We start from the raw sequence: 20731 nt of genomic DNA on the forward strand, positions 1-20731 counted from the left end.
TTGAATTCCTTTTGCTTAAGAGAAAATGGCTGAGTATTGAGCGGCTTTAAAGCCAAGATGGTAGTCATCACCAGAGACTAAAATTGGGCGTTTGATCATTGCCGGTTGCTCTACCAGCAGATCAATGGCGTTGGTTTCGTTCAGACTGTCTTTCTGTTCCTGAGTTAGCTGACGAAAAGTCGTGCCGCGTTTGTTAAGCACATTTTCCCAGCCTAGTTGCTGGCAAAATGTTTCAACCATTTGCTTATCAACGCCTTGTTTACGGTAATCATGGAATTGGAACTCCACGCCTTCTGCTTCCAGCCATTTTTTAGCCTTTTTGATGGTATCGCAGTTCGGAATTCCGTACATGGTGATTGTCATAGTTAAACCTTTGAGAGTGACTTATATAAAGTTATTAGAAGCTTTTTGGCATCCTAGCAGGAACTGTAATCAGAGACAAAAGTGTCTCAGATATATTTCATCTAACAAAAAAATGTGTTTCAAAAGTTGAGGATCGATGAGTTATTGATCAAACGCAACACACCGCATAGCAAAACAGAAATAATGACTCTAGAAATTTATAGGAGGTATCAATGGAATTGAGTCCTGTTTTTGCAAGACGCTTATATTTGGCATTACTGGTTCAAAACCTCGAACGACCAAATGTGCCCAAACTGATCGAGAAAACGGGCTGGCCTCGCCGGACGATTCAAGATGTCATCAAAGCATTGCCTGGTATTGGTATCGAACTGATGTTCATCCAAGATGGTCGTCGGCACAACGATGGTTATTATCAATTATCGGACTGGGGGCCTTTTGACAGCCAATGGGTATTAGACAGAGAGGCTGATATTGCTGCCAGCCTAGGATTCAGTGCTTAATCTTCGCCAGCGCAGTCATACGCGCTGCTCAGTAAAGTAAATGATGTCGTGAAGTCCTGTGGTGACACGACATAAACGGTATTCGCGCCCAACTGTCTGGCGCGATTTTTTATCTGATTAACCGCTCCCTGAACCATGACATCATTAGGGTAGAACAGGTAGGTGTACCAGTGTCCTTCACTGCCAGTCAGATCGCCCTGCCACTGACAGTTCGCTGGATCGAAACTGCTGTCCATTCTAATCTGGACGTTGCTGGCATCCTTATTGAGTTGAGAGATTGGGGTTGTGCAGCCTGCGAGTAAAGTAATCGGCAGAGCGATGAAGCACAGCTGGCTAAACTTGAGTGACATAAATAATAAAACCAATCCAACTGAGGGCTAATAATGCCCATGGTAGCATATTGGTTTTTGGTTGCGCTTCTACTGTTGTCACTGTTTCGGCTTCTGGCTGGACGATTTCAGAGTGTTGAGCTTGCTTGGCTTTTTGTGCTTTTTTCTTGGCTTTATCCGCTTGGCGAGCTTTATCTTTGTGTTGCTTTTTGTACAGAGCGATGCCTTTTTCGATTCCCTGAGCAATCAATTTAGTCTGTTCTTTAGTTTGGCCTGGCTTTTGTGTCGCTTTGGCGATTTTCATCGCTTCTTGTTGTGTTTCCAGAGAAGGAACGACTTTGTTTTTCATGAAGGTTATTACCGCGAGATCAAAGATAGTCTTATCTTAACACGATATAATTCTGTCTATCATCGAAGATATTCCTTTGTAGGGGAGCGGATAAATGAAACGTATCTTGGTGAGCAGCTTAGCTCTATCACTCCCAGTATTTTTATGGCTACGGGGTGAAGCGCCAATAGCTCAACAACCTGTGCTTTCAACTCAAACTCATGATGCGTGGATGCAAGATATCCAGAATCAGCTTAAGCAGGATCCCAATCAGGCTGAGTTATGGTTTCAACTAGGACACGGTTATCTGAATGAACAGGACTTTTCCTCGGCACTCACTTGTTTCGATTATGCGATTCGCCTAAGCCCGGAAGGTAGTGCTAATCAATTTGCCGCAAAGGCGACCGCGCTTTACTTCGAACGCTCCCAGCGTATGACTGAAGAGGTGAAGCATTTACTGGCAAAGGCGCTGGAGTTGGATGCCCGTAATGTGACGGCTTTGACCTTGATCGCCAATGATCATTTTATTAGCTTTCGCTACCAAGAGGCAATTGACACATGGACACAATTACTCGATTCACAGCGTCAAGATTTAGAACGAGTGGCGATTATTTATTCGTTGAACCAAGCAAAATCGATGTTGTAGCTGCTTCGGCAGGCTTTCAATTAAAAAAACCTCCCAATTCGGGAGGTTTTTTTGTTCGTTTTTTCTATCTTAGTAGGTCGCCTCTTCACGTTTTTTTGCGGATTCTTCCCATTCAGGGACGACTGTTTTTAGGAAGTGCTGTTTGTCGCTGTTCATTTTTTCCATGTCCATACCAAGTGCTTGCTGAGCTTTGGCTTTGGTGGAAATGTCGGGTAACTCGACAGGCTCAGTGATGCCTTTGGTGGCGAGTAAACGAGCCAGTTTAGTTCGTGCATCAGCTGCGCGATCAACGGCTGTACCTAGTACTTCCAGTGCAACTTCAGGTGCATGCATGTGAACACCATGGGAGGCAATCGCGTAGTCCCAGCGCCATTGCGCATGGCGAATATCTTGCAGTATGTCCTTCATCTCTTCTTCGGTTGCACCTGTCTTCCATGCTTCACCAGCTTCAAAATGGGCGGCAACGATTTGCTTCTCTGCTGTCAGCTTCATGTTGAGTACCTGAGCTTTGCGAGATGAAACGATGTTCTTCAATTGATCTTTGCTTTGCGTGTGACAGTTGGCACAGGTGTCTTCAAAGCGGTCAAATGGGTTACCCACTTTATGATCGGTATAGACAGTACCATCTTCCTTGGTGACTTTGGGCATGTGGCAGTCGACACAAGCGACTTTGTTCTTACCATGAATACCTGCTCGCCAAGTTTCGTAGCCAGGGTGCTGCGCTTTCAGCATCGGAGCTTTCGACACTTTATGTGTCCAGTCCTTAAAGCCTAATGCATCATAGTATTCTTCCATCGCGGTGACGCTAGTGCCTTTATCCCACGGGAATTTGACCGACTTTTTCGGCCCAGTGAAGTAATACTCGACGTGACATTGTGCGCAGACCGACGCTTGCTGGTCGAGGCGAGATTGCTCTTCAAAGGGCTTGTCGATAGCTTGGAAAGCGCGCTCAACATAGGGCTTAGTTAATTTCAAAGCAGGTTGACCATTTTTGAATGATTCACTGCGGGTATCATGGCAGTCAGCACAGCCAATTGGGTTAACGATCTGATCGCCAAGTCGTGCCCACTTGCCTTCAAAATAGCCGTCTTCCCCCCGCTCGTCGATGACCCGCCCGACATCTGGGCTCTTACAACTCCAACAAGCCATAGGCATTGGGCCAGATTTTTCATCACTGGGCGCACCCGTTCTTAGAGTTTGGCGGACGTCATCCACGGCATAAAAGTGACCACGAGCTTTATTGTAGTCTTTAGCGAAGCCGTAGCCTGCCCACATGATGACCATATTAGGATCTTCTGCGAGAGCATCTTCAATATGATCGCTTTCAGAGGTTTCTTTCCAAGATTGGTACTGCTCAGGGTGATGTTGCTCATAGGCCTGGTTTCGTGGATCGATCAGTTCTTTTTCATCAGATGCAGCAAAACCATGAGTACTGGCTAAGGTTCCTGCCAATATCATTATTGCTGCAGCAGATTTTGGTATCCAGTGCAATTTCTTCACAGTGTTATCTCCATAATTCTGTTTATTAGCAGCGTTGTGAACAGGCTAATTCCAAATTAAGAATCGGAGAACTGAAATAAATTGTAATAAAAGGAAATATTTCTAAAACGCACGAATCGCTTTTTATTGCCTTAGATCAATTTAGAGCAGTGATCTGAGTCAAAGTTGATTTTTAATAACCTAAAGGGGTAGCTTGGTGCTGAGTTTTAGGTAATGAAATTCATTTTCATCAATGGGTTATGCTACTTAACCGCACTTAGAGCAGGGTGATAAAGATCGAGTTTTAGTGTAAAAAAGCTACTACTAAAGAGTAGGGAGAGTAGACTATTACTGATAGCGTTGTGGCTTATCCAAAATAAGAATTGATCTCATTTAGTGGTTTTTAAAAATACCACTGAAGGGCATTAGTTTTGACCAGACTGTGTATTTTAAGTGTGGCTTAAAATCTGTTCTGGAATAAGGAAAGGATAAAATGGGCAATATAAAGTTGGCCATAGTCATAATGCTGAAAACTCTTCTTGCATTCTACCTCTATGGTTATTCTCTTCATGCTATTGCTGCTGATTCTTCTGCCCCCGGTGCTGAAGAAGCTTCAACTCGTCATGAAGTTACGCTTATCCGTGATAAAGATTACAAATGTATTCAATGTCATAAGGATTCCAAGGAATCACTTCTGCAATCCCATGGTGAAAATGCCCATGAGATTCTCGGTCGAGAAGTGAATTGTACGAACTGTCACAGTAACATCGGTCCTGATCACCGCGAAGGTGCACCGCAAGTGATTAAATTCTCATCAGCCCAATCTCAACCGGGTACAGAGAAGGTGTATCTCGATCCTGATGCTATTTTGAAGGCAAGCAGTCAGTGTACTGACTGTCATAAGCCGAAGTACCTACGAGAGGATAGCTGGACGCATGATGTGCATGCAAAAAATCTGACTTGTTCTAACTGTCATGATGTTCATGCCAACAAGGCGAAAGTGCTTAGCTTGGATCGCAAGCAGATAATCAAGTTGTGCGTTGATTGTCACTCAGACTTTAACCAGTTGAAAGAGGAGCAAGAATAATGAGTTGTTCTAGACGAAGCTTTTTAACTGGTGTTAGTGCTCTGATTATGACCACTGGCGTCGCTGGGACTGCAATGATTGGCAGTCGAAAAACACTGGCAAATGTCGAGCAGGTAGATAACAAACTCTATGGCATGGTGCACGACGAGACTGCATGTATAGGTTGTACCGCGTGTACAGAAGCTTGCCGGGAAGTTAACAAGGTTCCAGAAGGGGTCTCTAGACTGGAAATCATTCGTAGTGAACCGCAGGGAGAGTTTCCTGATGTAGATTATCGCTTCACTCGTAAGTCCTGCCAGCATTGTGAAAACCCACCTTGTGTGTACGTTTGCCCTACGGGGGCCGCATATAAAGATGAGCAAACTGGCATTGTTGATGTGCATAAAGAAAAGTGTGTTGGTTGTGGTTACTGCCTTGCGGCTTGTCCATACCAAGTGCGCTTCTTTAACCCCGAAGATCATTCGGCTGACAAGTGCAATTTCTGTCGAGATACCAATCTTGCCGAGGGCAAGTTACCTGCCTGTGTTGAATCCTGTCCGACCAAAGCATTAGTGTTTGGCGACCTCAACGATCCAGAAAGTAAAATCAATCAAGTATTAAGTAACCATGTGGTCTATCGAGATAAATCACACTTAGGCACCAAACCTAAGTTGTACAAAATACCACACAACAAAGGGGAGGTTTCATGATGAACGGTATTGAAACAGCTTTCCATTTTGATTCATTGGTCTGGGACTGGATTATCGCCATTTACTTGTTTCTTGCGGGTATGTCTGCTGGGGCTGTGATGATTGGCCTGTATCTTAGACGCCGCGTAATAGAAGGCGACCCCGCCAATAATGGCATTCTTAAAGCCGTCGCTTGGTTGGCTCCCTTTGGCATTATTGTTGGCTTGACCATATTGATTTTCCATCTCACCAAACCTCTGGCGTTCTGGAAGATTATGATCTACTTCAATCCATCTTCAGTCATGTCGATGGGGGTGATTCTCTTCCAAGTTTATATGGCGGTCTTATTCGTTTGGATTGGTGTGATTTTCCGCCACCAGATCATACAGTTCTGTGAAGGCAAGCTTCCGGGTGGGCTATTGGACTGGGTTGATGGCGTGTTGATCAAAATCGGTAAGATGAATAACCCTGTTGAGTTGTTCCTCGGTGTGCTTGCTTTATTACTCGCGGCCTATACCGGTTTTTTACTCTCAGCCCTTAAAACATACCCGATGCTAAACAATCCGGTTTTGCCAATCCTCTTTCTCTTCTCTAGCCTTTCTTCAGGTGCTGCGGCTTGCTTACTGTTTGGCATTCTAGTATTTAAAGAATCGCCGCACAGTCCGAGTGTCAGTTGGGTGCATGGATTTGAACGTCCGGTTGTGTTATTCGAACTGTTTGTTTTGGTGACCTTTTTCACGGGGCTGATATTCAGCGGTGGTCAGAATGAAGTGGCGGCTTGGAATGCGATAGGAGGAGGCTTTTGGTCCAACTGGTTCTGGTTTGGTGTGGTGTTGATAGGAATGCTATTACCGCTGACTCTGAATGCGGTTACCCCAACAGAAGTGCGCCATAATGGTGGCTACATCTTTATTGTGACCACTCTGAGCTTGGTTGGGGTACTGATGCTGCGGACTTTCATTCTCTATGCCGGCCAGATGACGGTTGTATAGTTATGCTGGGTGAGGTTGGACATTTTGCTCTGGTCTGGATTGCGGTTTCCAGCTCCATTTGTGCGTCAAGCTGGGCTTGGCGTCGCTATTCAGGGCAAGAGCGGCCATTCTCTCTCATCGGAATGGTCAGGCTTAACGGGGTATTGGCCTCGTTAAGCCTCGTGATCCTCGCGATATTATTTGTCTCGGATCGATTCGAGTTCGAGTATGTTGCCACTCACTCCAACACGGCTTTACCCACCTTTTTCAAGTTGGCCGCTGTTTGGGGAGGGCATCAAGGCTCAATGCTATTTTGGGTGTTTACACTTAATCTATGGGCCAGCTTAATTTCATTAATTCGACATTCTAATGTTAAATATTTCGAGCATGTGCTGTGGGTGATGACTCTATTCGTTGCCGCTTTTTCTTGGTTTACATTACTGACTTCTAACCCTTTTACTTATGCGCATACCTTATTGGAGCAGGGCAGGGATCTTAATCCAATGCTTCAAGATGTCGGATTAATTTTTCATCCACCATTGTTGTACCTCGGTTACATTGGTTACTCCACTGTACTGGCGTTTGCGCTGGCAGCGTTGATGAAAAAACCGTATGACAACCAATGGGTCATACTATGTAAACCTTGGGCGATTTCTGCTTGGATCTTTCTTACCTTAGGGATATTGCTTGGCTCATGGTGGGCTTACAATGAGTTAGGATGGGGAGGATGGTGGTTCTGGGACCCGGTTGAAAATGCGTCATTGCTTCCATGGTTAACGGGCACGGCTTTGCTGCACAGTATGCTTGCGTCTAGACGTCATCAACAGTTAGTTATTTGGACACTGTCGCTGGCTTTAGTGACCTTTAGCCTTAGCATTTTAGGGACCTTTGTGGTGCGTTCAGGAGTATTGACGTCTGTCCATGCTTTTGCTGTCGACCCGAGAAAAGGAATCGCGCTTTTGGCGATGTTGGCAGTGACATTGCTTGCCTCTTTGTCTCTGCTGATTGAGCGTAGCGATGCCATTCAGAGCGAAAAGTTGACAGCTATTCTCAGTCGATCTTATCTGGTATTGATAGCCATTGGCCTGCTGGTGATTGCAACTTTTACCGTTTTCCTAGGTACTTTCTACCCGATGATTTATGAATTCATACAACGAGGTTCAATATCGGTTGGAGCTCCCTATTTTAATACTCTGTTCTTGCCGCTCACAGTATTAGCGCTAGCAGCGATGGGTTGGGGGCCATTTTTAAAATGGCAGTGTGGATTAGCCAGTTCACGGCGGCGTATTATTACATTCGCGGTTGCTTCTCTGTTGTTTGGCGCTTGTCTGTATTTCATCCAAGTAGATCGGCTGTCTGTGCCAGCCTTGCTGGTGTGGGGGTTGGCGCTCTGGGTTATTTCTGGTCATATCTGGTTATTGGTTCGTTCGCGCAAGCAGGCTTTCATGGTGCTTGCCCATATCGGGTTAGCCATCAGTGCGATAGGGTGTGTGATGAATGCCGAGCATTCTTCTCAACTGACTCACAAGCTAGGGCCAGGAACGCTTGCTGAGTTTCATGGCGGGAAGATAGAGTATATAGAAACGAACTGGCGCGTAGACAAAAACTATACCGCAGAACAAGCCGTGTTACGTTTTACTGACTCGCAGGGAGAGGTGTATGAGTTCAAGCCTGAACGTCGCTACTATCCTGTCCGGGTGATGAATATGAGTGAGCCTTCGGTTAAATCGACCTTGCTAGGGGACTATTATGTAACATTGGCCGCTAAAGTGGATAAGGAAAACTACGCAGTCAAAGTTCAGTATAACGCTTATATCTGGTGGATATGGGGTGGTGGCATACTCGCGATATTTGCGGCACTGCTCCCTTTTTTCTCGATATGTGTTAATCAGATGGTGAGTAAAAATCGGTACGATGTTATCCAAAAAACATAAATACTTACTTCTGTTCACCTTGCTGGTGGGCTTTATGGCGTTATTGGGTTCGGCATTAAGCGAAGATTCCAACCGAGAAAGCTACGCTGTGGTTCGAGGGTTCCCTGAGCAAAAGGTGGAGAGGTTGATGGGTGGTGAACCAGCAGAAACAAAAGCCTTGTTTCAGTCCGAGTATCAGCTGGTTAATGTTTGGGCTTCGTGGTGTAGCATTTGTCGCTCAGAACATGCATTTCTAAATCAACTGAGCCAACAGGGTATTACCATTATTGGGCTTAACTATCGGGATCAGAAAAACGCAGCAGAGCAGTACTTACATCAGTTAGGTAACCCCTATCGAAGTGTGATTTATGATCCTAAAGGGGTGCTCTCTATTGATTTGGGCGTTGTCGGTACCCCGGAAACATATCTGGTCAATCGAGCCGGTGAGATCGTGTATAAGCACTCTGGGCTGTTGAGTACGAGTAGCTGGCAGAGAAAGTTTGCGCATTTTTTTGAATCGGAGACACAGCAATGAGAATGTTGTTTGGGCTGCTTTTGATTCTGATTTCTTTGAACGTACCAGCCTCGGGCCAAGACATCTTTATTGGGGTGCCAGACGAGCAAGTGTCTCAGGTGGAACTGTTTGAGTTTCATTCACCGGAGCTTCAGGATAAGGCATTACGTTTGGCCAAGTCTCTGCGCTGCCCTCAGTGTCAAAACCAAAACTTAGTTGAATCTAACTCTCCTATTGCCAAGGATTTACGCCTGATCGTATTCAAAAAGATTAACCAAGGTGAGAGTGAGCAAGCTGTCAAAGCGTTCATGACAGAACGATACGGTAAATTCGTTTTGTACAAACCTGAGTTTAATGTTGCTAATGCACTGCTTTGGTTGGCTCCTGTATTACTGCTTTTACTGTTTGTGGTCAGTTCAATAAGGCGGATACAAAAGAACGCTTAAAGGGTGTGTACTTTTTGCCATTACATCACAAAGTTAATCTCTAATAGAAAAATGCGTTAATTGGTATAAAGTGGAGAGTAATTTTTCTAACCATAGTGGTTCGTTTGTGCGATACGCTTTAGAGCAATATGATAAACATGGTTTTCTCAACGCACCTAAATGGCTCTGGCTGGGCTGGATGTTTTTGGCTAAAGCTTGGATAGTATTTATCGTTGCGGGTGCGAGCCGAGAAAGCGGCGCCAAAATACTCAATATTGTTTACCCCGATCATTCGATGCTGTACTTAGGCTTAGTGATGGGGCTGCCCAGCATTTTATTAATGTGGATGATCAGTTTGCGTAGCCCTGAGCGGCAATGGGTCAGCCATTTGGTGGGATGGGGAAAGGGGATCACCTTATTGGCGATTGGCGGCCAATTTGTCCAGACCCTGTATCATGTTTATCTTGAACATGGTGCTTTTCATTGGGCTAATGCTGCTACCTTATTACTCTTATTGTGGTTTGCGATGTATGTCTATAAAAGCCGTAGCGTACGTGACTGCTTTTCCCTCCCACCATCGAATTGATCTGACGATGAATGTTATCAATGCACCTAAAAGAAAACACTATACACAGCGCAACTACGTCAATGTGAGGACATCAAAATGACCACCCCTCAAACTGCTATTCTTCCTGAGTCGGGACCTTTCGCTCAATATACTTTGTTTAAAGTTATCCAAAACCATGCGGCTGTTTTAGAACAGATCCAAGCACTACCACTGCTGGCTGACGAGCTTAACCAACAACAGCCGGGGGTGGGGTTAACATTGTCTATCGCTTTCACTCAATCTTTTTGGTCACGGTGTGATGCAGCAATGCCAAGTGAGCTGATCGAGTTTCCTCAACTTGGAACAGGTAAGACGGTTGCCCCAAGCTCAGAGGTGGATGTGTTGATTCACTGCCATTCGAATCGCCATGATTTGCATTTTTATTTGTTGCGCCAGTTTTTGGCTCAAGCATCGGACAATGTCGCTATCGTTGATGAAACCTATGGCTACCGCTACCTAGATTCCCGCGATCTGACAGATTTTGTCGATGGCACAGAAAACCCGAAAGAGGCCCAGCGTGAGCAAGTGGCAATCATCCCTGATGGTGCGCTAGCAGGTGGCAGTTATGTGATGGTGCAGCGCTTTGTTCATGATTTACCTTCTTGGAGCCGACTCAATGTATCTGCACAAGAGAAGGTCATTGGGCGAACTAAGCCAGACTCGATTGAACTTGACGATGTACCAGCCGCTTCCCATGTTGGACGTGTAGATATTAAAGAAGAAGGTAAAGGCTTGAAGATTGTGCGCCATAGTTTACCTTACGGCAGCGTGTCGGGCGAGCATGGTCTGCTCTTCATTGCTTATTGCAATAAGCTTCACAACTTTAAAGTCATGCTAGACAGTATGTATGGCGAGACCGATGGCAAAACTGATCAGCTGCTGCGTTTTACAAAAGCAGTGACTGGGGCGTACTTTTTTGCACCATCAATGGAGTTGTTGCAGGCCCTCAAGCTTAAGTAGCTAGATAAAGGTAATAAAGCCCGTTTAAAGCTGCTTATCAAACGATTGTTAGGTTTTCAGCCCAGTGTCTTTTGGGCGGTAATAGGCTAGCTTATAGCGGGCGCTTTTTTTACTGGTTATACTGTTTTCTGTCTTTTCTATCTCACGGCGCCTTGCTATGCAGCTTTTCAAACGGTCTCTGTTCGTTCTTATCTCTTTGTTCTCATTGCCCTCTTTCGCGTATACACCTGTAGCCCAGTTACCTGAGGGCAGCAGAGCGGCTCTGCTTGTCGAATCACTTGTTGAACAAAACACGTTAATTGATACGCATAATCGCGAGCTTTTTTTCCCCCCTGCGAGTACATTGAAGCTTGTTACTGCCTTAGCGGCAAAGTTGGAGTTAGGGGATCAATTTCGCTTTGAAACACAGCTCAAGCGGGTGGGTAAAGACATCGTCATCCACTTTTCAGGAGACCCCACTCTGACGACTGAGGATTTAAAGCAATTGTTTGTCGTCGCGAAAAGAAATGGGCTTCGCCATATTGAAGGTGATATATGGTTGGATAACAGTGCCTTTACCGGATACGATCGCGCTGTAGGCTGGCCATGGGATATTTTAGGTGTTTGCTACAGTGCACCTGCAACTGCAATTTCTCTTGATGGTAACTGTGTTCAAGCCTCCATATATACTCAAGATGATGGCGATACTCGCGTTTATGTGCCTGAACATTTCCCCATCTACGTAACCACTCAGGCGTTGAGTGTGAGTAAAGACCAACAAGAAAGTACTCAGTGTGACCTAGAACTTATTTCCTCCCCTGATAACCACTATCAGTTACAAGGTTGTTTAACTAAACGGAGCAAACCTCTACCGTTAAAATTCGCAGTACAAAACCCAGAGCTTTACACTCAACGCATGTTAAATAATGTGTTAAACCAGCTCGATCTCTCTTTTAATGGCTCCGTTCGTGTTGGCATGCCAAAACATACTGAAAGTGATGTTCTACTTGCTACCCACAGTTCGTTACCGCTCTCCAAGCTACTTGAAACAATGCTGAAAAAATCAGACAACTTGATTGCTGATAATCTGACAAAAACACTCGGGGCGAGATTTTATATTCAGCCGGGCAGCTTCAGTAATGGGACTCAAGCCATTAAGCAAATTATCTTCTCCAATACAGGGGTAGATCTTGAGTCTACTCCTTTGGCTGATGGGTCTGGCTTGTCACGCAACAATCGCTTCACCAGTCATGCCATGGCGAAAATTTTGCGCTATATCTGGCTCAACAACGATAAGCTAAAGCTGATCGAATTAATGCCAAAATCTGGTGAATCTGGCACGCTCAAATATCGTCGAAGTATGCGCAAAGCTCCAGTGAAAGGGGCGTTTATTGCAAAAAGTGGCTCACTTTACGGAAGTTATAACATGGCGGGATTCGGTTTAGACCATTCAGGAAAACCATCGACGTTATTTGTACAATATGTAGCAGACTACCTGCCACCAAAGAAAAAGAGCGATAGCAAACCTACCATCGCTGCTATCACTCAATTTGAAACTCTGTTTTATAAAGACATCGTTAAGTTCAGTCAGGCAATACCTAAGAAGTGATTCACAACCGTAAAGTAAACCCACATTCCTGATATATCGACAATCGATGCTAACACTGGGCTCACCAACACAGCAGGGTCCAGCTTAAATGCCCTCGCTAGGATGGGTAACAAGCCGCCTAAAGTTGTCGACATTGTGACCTGAATAAACAGCGCGATAGCAATCGCTAATGCGATACTCGTAAGTGCAAAACCTCCCGTTGATGCCCCATCACTAAAGAGCATCACTCTGCCGACAATGACCAAAGCGATTGCTAAAGCCAAACAGAGCGCCACGCGGCTTTCTTTCCAGAATACTGCTAACCATTGGCGCTTTTTCAACTCTCCTGTTGCTAAAGCCCGTATCACCAAAGTCGCTGCTTGAGTCCCAGTATTGCCTCCTGCCGCTGCAATAACAGGCATGTAAACTGCTAATAGTACCAGTTGACTTAATGTATCTTCATATTGAGCAATGATTAGCCCAGAAACTATGCCCAGTAGCGCTAAAGCAATAATCCAGCCGATACGCTGTTTTACGTGCCCCAAAACAGAAGTCCGTAAATAGCTGTTGGATGTTTCCACTTCAGAGTGAATTAAGCCTAACCGATGCGCATAATGCCGTGCCAGCTTGTCATGGCCCTCGTTTTCCAGCACTGACATTAATTGTTGGACATAACCAATTGAACAGTGGTGCAAGATAGCCACCGCCTCTTCAATCGACATTACCGTCAACAAGTGAACTTGCTGGCTTTGTTCGTATTGCAGAAATGCATTACGAGCTGCCCCGATTTCTTCTGATGAAAAGTGCGGGGTGTTTTCAATGTATGTATTGCTCATTACCGTCATGGCGAATCTCCCGATTGGCAGTAGGTAACGACCATCAAGTTACAGAACGTACAACACGCCAAACGCATACTGAGTATGAGCCTGTAACTGAGCTCTAGAAAGGAAGGAGAAAAATTAGAGATTGCTTTAGAAAAGAGTCACTCTGCCACTTAGGCAGAGACGAAGAACGCCAATACCGAAGTGGGGTTATTTTTCTCCCTTCATACTAGGAGGATGGTCGGTATTGTTCATAAAAATCTCCGAATAAACTGCCAGTTTGGCAGCGCGGGCATGATAACAAACCCCAAAGTTTTTTACAGTCAATTTAATGAAAAAAACACGGGTGTTCAGTCAAACTTATCGTATAAAAAAAGCGCCAATGTGGCGCTTTTTATCGTTTTAATCAGAGCTTATTGCACGGTAATACGAGCAAATTTACGCTTACCAACTTGGAATACATAAGTCCCGGCTTCTGGGGAAAACTTAGAATCGGCAACTTTCTCACCGTCAATCTTTGCAGCCCCTTGTTTAACCATGCGCATCGCCTCTGAAGTGGAAGCGCACAGTCCTGCTTCTTTTAGAATATTACTCACAGGAAGACCGGCATCAAAAGCAAATTCTGGCATTTCATCAGGAATTTGGTTCTTAGCAAAACGATTGACGAACTCTTGTTCTGCCGCATCTGCATCAGCTTCGCTGTGGAAGCGAGCAATAATCTCTTTCGCTAGAGCAACTTTAACATCACGTGGATTCTTACCTGATTCTACCCCCGCCTTGAGCGCTTGAATCTCTTCAAGAGGACGGAAAGATAGAAGCTCGTAGTAACTCCACATCAAATCATCGGAGATTGACATGATCTTACCGAACATTTCACTTGGCGCTTCGCTGATACCAATGTAGTTGTTGGCAGACTTAGACATTTTCTTTTCACCGTCTAGGCCAACAAGTAATGGCATCATAAGAACTGTTTGCGGTTTCTGCCCATTAGCTTTTTGCAGTTCGCGACCCATTAACAGGTTAAATTTCTGGTCGGTACCGCCTAGTTCAACGTCGGTTTCCATTGCTACGGAGTCCCAGCCTTGGAGTAATGGGTACATAAACTCATGAATAGCAATCGGCTGACCACCTGCGTAACGCTTTTTGAAATCATCACGTTCCAGCATACGTGCAACGGTCTGGTTAGCAGCAAGGCGAATCATGCCTTCGGCACCTAATTCAGACAACCATTCAGAGTTAAATTGAATTTTGGTTTTCGCAGGGTCTAGAATTTTAAATACCTGCTCTTTGTATGTTTCAGCATTACGCAGTACATCTTCACGGCTTAGTGGTGGGCGAGTGGTGTTCTTACCCGTTGGATCACCAACCATTGCTGTAAAGTCACCAATAAGGAAGGTAACTTCATGACCTAGCTCTTGGAACAAGCGTAGCTTATTGAAAATAACCGTGTGGCCTAGGTGAATGTCCGGAGCAGTTGGATCGGCACCCAATTTGATACGTAGAGGACGATTTTCTTTTAGCTTTTCAATCAGCTCTTCTTCTGGAATTAGCTCTTCAACGCCGCGTTTAATCTCGGCCAGTGCAGCTTCAATGCTCGCCATTCTTGTTCACTCCCACAGATTTGGCAAAAATTTGGTAATTTCCCATCTTACTTGAATAGCGATGCTTTTTGAAACCAGTTAGACTAAACAGCTGACTATTTTTACTGAATTTTGTAGAACGAACATAAATGTTGTCTATTTTCGCTCGACTTCCATGGATGCACCGAGCCTGTATCGCCTTATTTAGTGCATTGATTGTCATCGCGCTGTTTCTACCATCACCTCAAGATCTCAGACCGGACGAAAAACGATATAAGGTCGGAGAGCACTATCCTATTTCTATCAATGCGGATACATTGGTTTCTTCGCGTTCTGAAAATACGACAGCAGCGTTACGCTGGGAGAAACATACCATAGGTTCTGGTGACAGTATGGCATTGCTCTTCCAACGTGCGGGTTTGTCATCTCGGCTTCTCTATGATCTCACGACTACCAGTGATGAAATTAAACGACAGCTGACTCGTGTCCGGCCTGGTGATTCATTTCAATTTGGCTTTGATACCAATAATCAGTTGGTTCAGATTCAACGTCAGCTCAGTGCCTACGAAACCTTTTTGATTACCCGTTCAGATAAAGGCTTTACTTCATCGCTAGACAAGAAGGAAGTGCATTATCAATACAACTATGCAGAGGCCGACATTACGTCTAACTTCTGGAATGCAGGTGTGGGTGCTGGTTTGACGGCCAACCAGATCATGGAACTGGCAGGTATTTTTGGTTGGGACATTGATTTCGCTCTTGATATCCGCAAAGGAGATCATTTTGAAATTCTTTATCAAGAGCGTGTGGTCGAAGGGGAAGTTGTTGGACGTGGCAAGATTATTGCGGCGATTTTTACTAACCAAGGTGATACTTTCAAAGCAATTCTCAACGATAAAAATGGCAATTACTACGACGAGAATGGCCGTGCAATGAAGAAAGCATTTTTGCGCTCGCCTCTCGATTTCCGCCGTGTGTCGTCAAACTTTAATCCGCGTCGTCGTCATCCTGTCACTGGTAAGGTGCGCGCGCATAGAGGCACGGACTACGCAGCTCCAGTTGGAACCCCTATTTGGGCGGCAGGCGATGGTATCGTACAAAAATCCAGTTACAACCAATTCAACGGTAACTATGTGTTTATCAAACACAGCAATACCTATATCACCAAGTATTTGCACTTAACTAAGCGTAAGGTGAAAACAGGCCAAAGAGTGAAACAAGGTCAAACAATTGGTACTTTAGGTGGTACAGGGCGAGTGACAGGCCCACACCTGCATTACGAGTTTTTGGTCAACGGCGTGCACAAAAATCCAAGAACCGTTAAATTACCGCAATCTAAGTCTCTGACTGGAAAGGATAAAACGACCTTTATCGCCAATGCTAATTTGAGGCTGAGTAAACTTGAGCGTTATGGCGATCTACTAGCGACCCGATAATTTACTCACTAAATGAACCTTATTTGAATGCTGTGACAGCAACAGCATCCGTTTAATTAAGAGAAAATGCTCGTTTTTTTTGGCTGTGAAAGGCTAAAGAAAATGGGCTTAGGCCGATATAACAAGTAATCCTATTAAAGAGTGACTATCTACTGTTATGGCCATCACTGTTAATACCAACGTATCAGCAATGACCGCTCAGCGTTATTTAACCAATGCGACGGACATGTTGAATCAATCTCTGGAGAGGCTATCTTCAGGGAATCGAATTAATAGTGCTAAAGACGATGCAGCAGGGTTGCAGATCTCCAATCGACTTGAGTCTCAGATGCGTGGTTTGGATGTGGCGATGCGTAATGCCAACGACGGCATCTCGATTATGCAGACCGCTGAAGGCGCCATGAATGAGACGACCAACCTTCTTCAACGTATGCGTGATCTTTCACTACAATCAGCGAATGGTTCAAATAGCCGAGCAGAAAGAGACGCATTACAGGAAGAAATGGCCGCTTTGAATGATGAATTGAATAGAATTGCCGAAACGACCTCTTTTGGTGGCCGAAAGTTGCTCAATGGCTCATTTACTAGTTCATCTTTCCAGATTGGTGCTAGCTCCGGTGAAGCGGTTCAAGTCTCACTGAAAAACATGCGGTCGGATAGCTTGGATATGGGAGGTTTTAGTTATATAGCCGCGGAAAAAGCAGGCAGTAATTGGCAGGTTTCTCAAGGCAGTCAGACGTTGGTAATGGAGTACACTAACGCCCAAGGTCAGCAGGATTTAATTCAAGTTGAAGCCAAAGTGGGCGATGACATTGAAGAACTGGCTACCTATATCAACGGCCAAACCGATAAAGTCTCGGCGTCAGTAAATGAAGAGGGGCAGTTGCAGCTCTTTATGGCAGGCAAAGAAACTTCAGGCACTCTTTCTTTCTCTGGCAGCCTTGCTACTGAGCTTCAAATTGGTCTCGTTGGGTATGAAGCGGTTGATAACTTAGATATTTCCAAAGTGGGTGGTGCCCAGCGGGCTGTCTCTGTGATAGATACTGCACTTAAGTATGTCGATGGTCACCGCGCTGAATTGGGAGCAATACAAAATCGCTTTAATCATGCAATTAATAACCTTGGGAATATCAATGAAAACTTGGCTGCATCGAATAGCCGTATAAAGGACACCGATTATGCCAAGGAAACCACCCAAATGATTAAGCAACAGATTTTACAGCAAGTTAGCACATCAATTTTGGCACAGGCTAAACAGCAGCCCAACCTTGCCCTTACCTTATTGGGTTAATTATCAAAAAAGAAAATACTATCGACTGAGTCAGATAAAGCTTTAGCAAAAATAAACGGTTTTCTTTGTGTTTCTTTGATTTGGTCAATTTTTCCTCTCTTAACACACTTTTTTCAAAAAAAATGAAAGAAAGAGCTCAAGGTTTTCGAGATTGAGCCGTTAATAAAAGTAACTTTGAGAGAACTACTTTGGTTTTCCGAGACGTCGGAAACCGGTTACATCGGAAAATCAAACGGAGAAATCACCATGGCAGTGAATGTAAACACTAACGTCGCAGCAATGACAGCACAGCGTTACCTAAATAGCGCGAACAATGCACAACAAACGTCAATGGAACGTCTATCTTCTGGCTTTAAAATTAATAGCGCTAAAGATGACGCCGCAGGTCTACAGATCTCTAATCGTTTGAATGCGCAAAGCCGCGGTCTAGATGTTGCAGTACGTAACGCGAATGACGGTATTTCTATCGCGCAAACTGCTGAAGGTGCGATGAATGAAACCACAAACATCCTGCAACGTATGCGTGATCTTTCGCTACAATCTGCGAACGGATCTAACTCTAAATCAGAGCGTGTTGCGATTCAGGAAGAAGTGACAGCATTAAATGACGAACTTAATCGTATCGCAGAGACAACCTCTTTTGGTGGTAATAAACTACTAAACGGTACTTATGCGACGAGATCTTTCCAAATTGGTGCCGATAACGGTGAAGCGGTTATGTTGACGTTGAACAACATGCGTTCAGACAACGTTGGCATGGGTGGTACAAGCTACCAAGCTGCAAATGGTAAAGATAAAGATTGGACCGTACAGGCTGGTGCAAACGACCTCGCTATCACATTGACGGATATAGATGGTCAACAGCAAACTATTAATATCAATGCGAAAGAAGGTGATGATATTGAGGAGCTAGCGACATACATCAATGGTCAAACTGATATGGTTAAAGCATCAGTGGACGAAGAAGGGCAATTGCAAGTCTTCGCTGGCACAGACAAAGTCGAAGGTGAAGTTAGTTTTGGAGGCGGTCTGGCTGGTGAGCTAAGCATGGGCCAAGGTCAAGCAGTGACTGTGGATAGCATTGACGTAACATCAGTGGGTGGCGCTCAAGAGTCTGTGGCAATTATTGATTCTGCACTGAAATATGTAGATAGTCACCGTGCTCAACTGGGTGCATTCCAAAACCGATTTAGCCATGCAATCAGCAACTTAGATAACATTAACGAGAATGTGAATGCATCTAAGAGTCGAATCAAAGACACAGACTTTGCGAAAGAAACAACAGCATTGACTAAGTCTCAAATTCTTTCTCAGGCATCAAGTTCGATTCTTGCTCAGGCGAAACAAACGCCAAATGCAGCCTTAAACCTTCTTGGCTAAGTCTGAAAACCTTGAAAAAAAATCCAGCTTCGGCTGGATTTTTTTGTGTGTATAATCCATTGATTTTAAACATTTTTGTTGTTTTAATATGCCTGTCACAGACATTTTTTTAAAAATATCTCTAAAGGATATATTTTCTCCGCCGTTAAAAGACTGAGAGAAATGAGATGCACCAAAGTGAGGTGAGAGTCGCTGAAGTGCATCACCCTTAATGCCTAAGGAGATCAATATGGCAATTAACGTAAACACCAATGTGTCTGCGATGACTGCTCAGCGATACCTTAATGGTGCTGCTGACGGCATGCAGAGATCGATGGAGCGTCTATCATCGGGTTACAAAATAAACAGTGCTCGTGATGACGCTGCAGGCCTGCAAATTTCCAACCGTTTAACATCGCAAAGTCGTGGTCTAGACATGGCGGTGAAAAACGCAAACGACGGTATCTCCATTGCACAAACTGCTGAAGGTGCAATGAATGAGACAACCAACATCCTTCAACGTATGCGTGACCTGTCGCTGCAATCGTCAAATGGTTCGAACTCACGTTCGGAACGAATTGCGATTCAGGAAGAGGTGACAGCGCTTAACGACGAATTAAACCGTATCGCAGAAACTACCTCGTTTGGTGGTAACAAATTGCTTAATGGTACATTTGGTAGTCAGTCATTCCAGATCGGTGCGAGTTCAGGTGAAGCAGTGATGCTCACTATGGGCAATATGCGTTCAGATACTTCAGGAATGGGTGGTAAAGCTTATATTGCGCAACAGGGTAAAGATAATGACTGGACCGTCTCTCAGGGTTCAACCGATCTGACTCTGGACTATACTGATGTACATGGGGAAGCGAAACAGTTAACCATAAATGCTAAGGTTGGTGACGACATCGAGCAGCTTGCGACTTATATTAATGGTCAGAGTGAAGATGTGAAAGCGTCAGTCGGTGAAGAAGGTAAGCTACAGTTGTTCGCAGCGAATAACAAAGTAGCAACTGACGTTACCATTGGTGGTGCATTAGGCGGTGACATTGGGTTTGGTGCCGCTGAGAATAAAACGGTAGCCGATGTTGATGTATCTACGGTGGCGGGCTCACAGATGGCGGTTTCCGTTATCGATGGTGCTTTGAAAACAGTAGACAGTCAGCGTGCGGAATTGGGTGCGTTCCAGAACCGTTTTAGCCATGCGATCAGCAACTTGGATAACATCAACGAGAACGTTAATGCGTCTCGTAGCCGTATCCGGGATACCGACTATGCAAAAGAAACGACTCAGATGACTAAGTCGCAGATTTTGCAACAAGCAAGTACCTCGGTACTGGCGCAGGCAAAACAATCACCATCAGCAGCTCTTAGCTTGTTAGGTTAATCGATAGGTTCGAGCGAGCTTATTGGTCGGTAACAGGATTACCAACCTATAAGGTGGAAGGGAGATTGTTATGGAAATACCATCCTACACATCGAACGTCCAGCCTTACGGCTCAGAAAGTGGCACTAAATTTGCTTCAAAATATGATGGTGCACAGCAAGTTTCCTCACGAAAAGAACAGGTATCTACGTCCGAAGTCAGGGAGCAAGCCGCAGAAGCTGTTAATCAAGCGATAGAAGCGTCTCAACAACGTGAAAAGCTTAATAGGGAAGAGCGGCAGCGGATGGTTCAGCAAATGAATGAGTTCATTTCATCCATTAATACTGGCCTATCTTTTCGAGTCGATGAAGAGTCGGGAAGGGATGTAGTGACTATTTATGAAGCGGATACTGGCGATATCATTCGTCAGATACCCGATGAGGAAATGTTAGAAATACTGCGACGCCTGAGGGATCAGACAGCCCGTTATTCATCGGGGCTTTTGAACCAGACGGTTTGATCGT

The 20731-nt window shown here is 44.8% G+C and carries 22 protein-coding genes; 16 read left to right on the top strand and 6 right to left on the bottom strand.

Annotated elements, in window-relative coordinates:
* Positions 1–15 precede the first annotated feature (15 nt).
* On the bottom strand, positions 16–363 hold the full coding sequence (locus L1D31_RS13365; RefSeq protein WP_239837591.1) for an ArsC family reductase: 348 nt from the start codon (positions 361–363) through the stop codon (positions 16–18).
* Positions 364–575: 212 nt separating this feature from the next.
* Here L1D31_RS13365 and L1D31_RS13370 point away from each other — a divergent pair, with 212 nt between their 5' ends.
* Positions 576–863 carry a helix-turn-helix domain-containing protein gene (locus L1D31_RS13370; protein WP_239837592.1) on the top strand — a complete coding sequence of 96 codons (288 nt, stop codon included), beginning with the start codon at positions 576–578 and terminating at the stop codon, positions 861–863.
* Here L1D31_RS13370 and L1D31_RS13375 read toward each other — a convergent pair.
* Positions 860–1213 (bottom strand): DUF4156 domain-containing protein, encoded by a 354-nt coding sequence (locus L1D31_RS13375; protein WP_239837593.1) that lies wholly within the window; start codon positions 1211–1213, stop codon positions 860–862. The two genes, L1D31_RS13370 and L1D31_RS13375, sit on opposite strands and share 4 nt — an antisense overlap.
* The gene (locus L1D31_RS13380; RefSeq protein WP_239837594.1) at positions 1197–1541 is read right to left on the bottom strand and encodes a DUF2956 domain-containing protein; all 345 of its coding nucleotides are present in this window, start codon (positions 1539–1541) and stop codon (positions 1197–1199) included. Before L1D31_RS13380 ends, L1D31_RS13375 begins: the two co-directional genes overlap by 17 nt.
* A gap of 94 nt (positions 1542–1635) precedes the next feature.
* On the opposite strand from L1D31_RS13380, the gene L1D31_RS13385 reads away from it, so the two are divergent.
* Positions 1636–2166 carry a tetratricopeptide repeat protein gene (locus L1D31_RS13385; RefSeq protein WP_239837595.1) on the top strand — a complete coding sequence of 177 codons (531 nt, stop codon included), beginning with the start codon at positions 1636–1638 and terminating at the stop codon, positions 2164–2166.
* 69 nt (positions 2167–2235) lie between these two features.
* Here L1D31_RS13385 and nrfA read toward each other — a convergent pair whose 3' ends face one another.
* Positions 2236–3624, bottom strand: coding sequence for an ammonia-forming nitrite reductase cytochrome c552 subunit (gene nrfA, locus L1D31_RS13390; RefSeq protein ID WP_239837649.1), 1389 nt, complete (start codon positions 3622–3624; stop codon positions 2236–2238).
* A 514-nt stretch (positions 3625–4138) separates the two neighbouring features.
* Here nrfA and nrfB point away from each other — a divergent pair.
* From nrfB to dacB, 9 genes are all read left to right on the top strand, one after another.
* Positions 4139–4732, top strand: coding sequence for a cytochrome c nitrite reductase pentaheme subunit (gene nrfB, locus L1D31_RS13395; RefSeq protein WP_239837596.1), 594 nt, complete (start codon positions 4139–4141; stop codon positions 4730–4732).
* Positions 4732–5421, top strand: coding sequence for a cytochrome c nitrite reductase Fe-S protein (gene nrfC, locus L1D31_RS13400; RefSeq protein ID WP_239837597.1), 690 nt, complete (start codon positions 4732–4734; stop codon positions 5419–5421). The genes nrfB and nrfC overlap by 1 nt, the downstream gene beginning before the upstream one ends.
* Entirely contained in the window at positions 5421–6392 is a 972-nt protein-coding gene (gene nrfD / locus L1D31_RS13405; RefSeq protein WP_239837650.1) for a cytochrome c nitrite reductase subunit NrfD, read from the top strand. Before nrfC ends, nrfD begins: the two co-directional genes overlap by 1 nt.
* A gap of 2 nt (positions 6393–6394) precedes the next feature.
* Positions 6395–8305 carry a heme lyase CcmF/NrfE family subunit gene (locus tag L1D31_RS13410; RefSeq protein ID WP_239837598.1) on the top strand — a complete coding sequence of 637 codons (1911 nt, stop codon included), beginning with the start codon at positions 6395–6397 and terminating at the stop codon, positions 8303–8305.
* Entirely contained in the window at positions 8286–8819 is a 534-nt protein-coding gene (locus L1D31_RS13415; RefSeq protein ID WP_239837599.1) for a DsbE family thiol:disulfide interchange protein, read from the top strand. Before L1D31_RS13410 ends, L1D31_RS13415 begins: the two co-directional genes overlap by 20 nt.
* A complete protein-coding gene (locus L1D31_RS13420; RefSeq protein WP_239837600.1) occupies positions 8816–9244 on the top strand; it encodes a cytochrome c-type biogenesis protein CcmH in 429 nt (142 codons plus the stop codon). Before L1D31_RS13415 ends, L1D31_RS13420 begins: the two co-directional genes overlap by 4 nt.
* A gap of 106 nt (positions 9245–9350) precedes the next feature.
* Entirely contained in the window at positions 9351–9809 is a 459-nt protein-coding gene (locus tag L1D31_RS13425; RefSeq protein ID WP_239837601.1) for a DUF2919 domain-containing protein, read from the top strand.
* A 78-nt stretch (positions 9810–9887) separates the two neighbouring features.
* A complete protein-coding gene (locus L1D31_RS13430; RefSeq protein ID WP_239837602.1) occupies positions 9888–10790 on the top strand; it encodes a Dyp-type peroxidase in 903 nt (300 codons plus the stop codon).
* 157 nt (positions 10791–10947) lie between these two features.
* On the top strand, positions 10948–12378 hold the full coding sequence (gene dacB, locus L1D31_RS13435; protein ID WP_239837603.1) for a serine-type D-Ala-D-Ala carboxypeptidase: 1431 nt from the start codon (positions 10948–10950) through the stop codon (positions 12376–12378).
* Here the strand turns inward: dacB and L1D31_RS13440 are convergent.
* Positions 12357–13202: a magnesium transporter gene (locus tag L1D31_RS13440; RefSeq protein ID WP_239837604.1), complete on the bottom strand. Its 846-nt coding sequence runs from the start codon at positions 13200–13202 to the stop codon at positions 12357–12359. The genes dacB and L1D31_RS13440 overlap by 22 nt on opposite strands.
* A gap of 389 nt (positions 13203–13591) precedes the next feature.
* Complete coding sequence (gene tyrS / locus L1D31_RS13445) at positions 13592–14779, bottom strand: tyrosine--tRNA ligase (RefSeq protein ID WP_239837605.1); 1188 nt, start codon at positions 14777–14779, stop codon at positions 13592–13594.
* A 128-nt stretch (positions 14780–14907) separates the two neighbouring features.
* Between tyrS and L1D31_RS13450 the strand changes: the two genes are divergently transcribed.
* The 5 genes from L1D31_RS13450 to flaG all read left to right on the top strand — a co-directional run bounded on the left by L1D31_RS13450 (position 14908) and on the right by flaG (position 20727).
* Positions 14908–16194: a peptidoglycan DD-metalloendopeptidase family protein gene (locus tag L1D31_RS13450; protein WP_239837606.1), complete on the top strand. Its 1287-nt coding sequence runs from the start codon at positions 14908–14910 to the stop codon at positions 16192–16194.
* Between the two features lie 157 nt (positions 16195–16351).
* Entirely contained in the window at positions 16352–17485 is a 1134-nt protein-coding gene (locus tag L1D31_RS13455; RefSeq protein WP_239837607.1) for a flagellin, read from the top strand.
* 246 nt (positions 17486–17731) lie between these two features.
* Entirely contained in the window at positions 17732–18865 is a 1134-nt protein-coding gene (locus L1D31_RS13460; protein WP_239837608.1) for a flagellin, read from the top strand.
* Positions 18866–19094: 229 nt separating this feature from the next.
* A complete protein-coding gene (locus L1D31_RS13465) occupies positions 19095–20228 on the top strand; it encodes a flagellin (protein WP_239837609.1) in 1134 nt (377 codons plus the stop codon).
* A gap of 70 nt (positions 20229–20298) precedes the next feature.
* Positions 20299–20727 (top strand): flagellar protein FlaG, encoded by a 429-nt coding sequence (gene flaG, locus L1D31_RS13470; RefSeq protein WP_239837610.1) that lies wholly within the window; start codon positions 20299–20301, stop codon positions 20725–20727.
* Positions 20728–20731 lie beyond the last annotated feature (4 nt).

The sequence above is a fragment of the Vibrio sp. Isolate23 genome, assembly GCF_022398095.1.
Classification (GTDB): domain Bacteria; phylum Pseudomonadota; class Gammaproteobacteria; order Enterobacterales; family Vibrionaceae; genus Vibrio; species Vibrio coralliilyticus_A.

What these genes read in the sequence shown, in the direction of transcription:
- L1D31_RS13365 (WP_239837591.1), bottom strand. Translation starts at nt 363, where the DNA reads ATGACAATCACCATGTACGGAATTCCGAACTGCGATACCATCAAAAAG.
- L1D31_RS13370 (WP_239837592.1), top strand. Translation starts at nt 576, where the DNA reads ATGGAATTGAGTCCTGTTTTTGCAAGACGCTTATATTTGGCATTACTG.
- L1D31_RS13375 (WP_239837593.1), bottom strand. Translation starts at nt 1,213, where the DNA reads ATGTCACTCAAGTTTAGCCAGCTGTGCTTCATCGCTCTGCCGATTACT.
- L1D31_RS13380 (WP_239837594.1), bottom strand. Translation starts at nt 1,541, where the DNA reads ATGAAAAACAAAGTCGTTCCTTCTCTGGAAACACAACAAGAAGCGATG.
- L1D31_RS13385 (WP_239837595.1), top strand. Translation starts at nt 1,636, where the DNA reads ATGAAACGTATCTTGGTGAGCAGCTTAGCTCTATCACTCCCAGTATTT.
- nrfA (WP_239837649.1), bottom strand. Translation starts at nt 3,624, where the DNA reads ATGATATTGGCAGGAACCTTAGCCAGTACTCATGGTTTTGCTGCATCT.
- nrfB (WP_239837596.1), top strand. Translation starts at nt 4,139, where the DNA reads ATGGGCAATATAAAGTTGGCCATAGTCATAATGCTGAAAACTCTTCTT.
- nrfC (WP_239837597.1), top strand. Translation starts at nt 4,732, where the DNA reads ATGAGTTGTTCTAGACGAAGCTTTTTAACTGGTGTTAGTGCTCTGATT.
- nrfD (WP_239837650.1), top strand. Translation starts at nt 5,421, where the DNA reads ATGAACGGTATTGAAACAGCTTTCCATTTTGATTCATTGGTCTGGGAC.
- L1D31_RS13410 (WP_239837598.1), top strand. Translation starts at nt 6,395, where the DNA reads ATGCTGGGTGAGGTTGGACATTTTGCTCTGGTCTGGATTGCGGTTTCC.
- L1D31_RS13415 (WP_239837599.1), top strand. Translation starts at nt 8,286, where the DNA reads ATGTTATCCAAAAAACATAAATACTTACTTCTGTTCACCTTGCTGGTG.
- L1D31_RS13420 (WP_239837600.1), top strand. Translation starts at nt 8,816, where the DNA reads ATGAGAATGTTGTTTGGGCTGCTTTTGATTCTGATTTCTTTGAACGTA.
- L1D31_RS13430 (WP_239837602.1), top strand. Translation starts at nt 9,888, where the DNA reads ATGACCACCCCTCAAACTGCTATTCTTCCTGAGTCGGGACCTTTCGCT.
- dacB (WP_239837603.1), top strand. Translation starts at nt 10,948, where the DNA reads ATGCAGCTTTTCAAACGGTCTCTGTTCGTTCTTATCTCTTTGTTCTCA.
- L1D31_RS13440 (WP_239837604.1), bottom strand. Translation starts at nt 13,202, where the DNA reads ATGACGGTAATGAGCAATACATACATTGAAAACACCCCGCACTTTTCA.
- tyrS (WP_239837605.1), bottom strand. Translation starts at nt 14,779, where the DNA reads ATGGCGAGCATTGAAGCTGCACTGGCCGAGATTAAACGCGGCGTTGAA.
- L1D31_RS13450 (WP_239837606.1), top strand. Translation starts at nt 14,908, where the DNA reads ATGTTGTCTATTTTCGCTCGACTTCCATGGATGCACCGAGCCTGTATC.
- L1D31_RS13455 (WP_239837607.1), top strand. Translation starts at nt 16,352, where the DNA reads ATGGCCATCACTGTTAATACCAACGTATCAGCAATGACCGCTCAGCGT.
- L1D31_RS13460 (WP_239837608.1), top strand. Translation starts at nt 17,732, where the DNA reads ATGGCAGTGAATGTAAACACTAACGTCGCAGCAATGACAGCACAGCGT.
- L1D31_RS13465 (WP_239837609.1), top strand. Translation starts at nt 19,095, where the DNA reads ATGGCAATTAACGTAAACACCAATGTGTCTGCGATGACTGCTCAGCGA.
- flaG (WP_239837610.1), top strand. Translation starts at nt 20,299, where the DNA reads ATGGAAATACCATCCTACACATCGAACGTCCAGCCTTACGGCTCAGAA.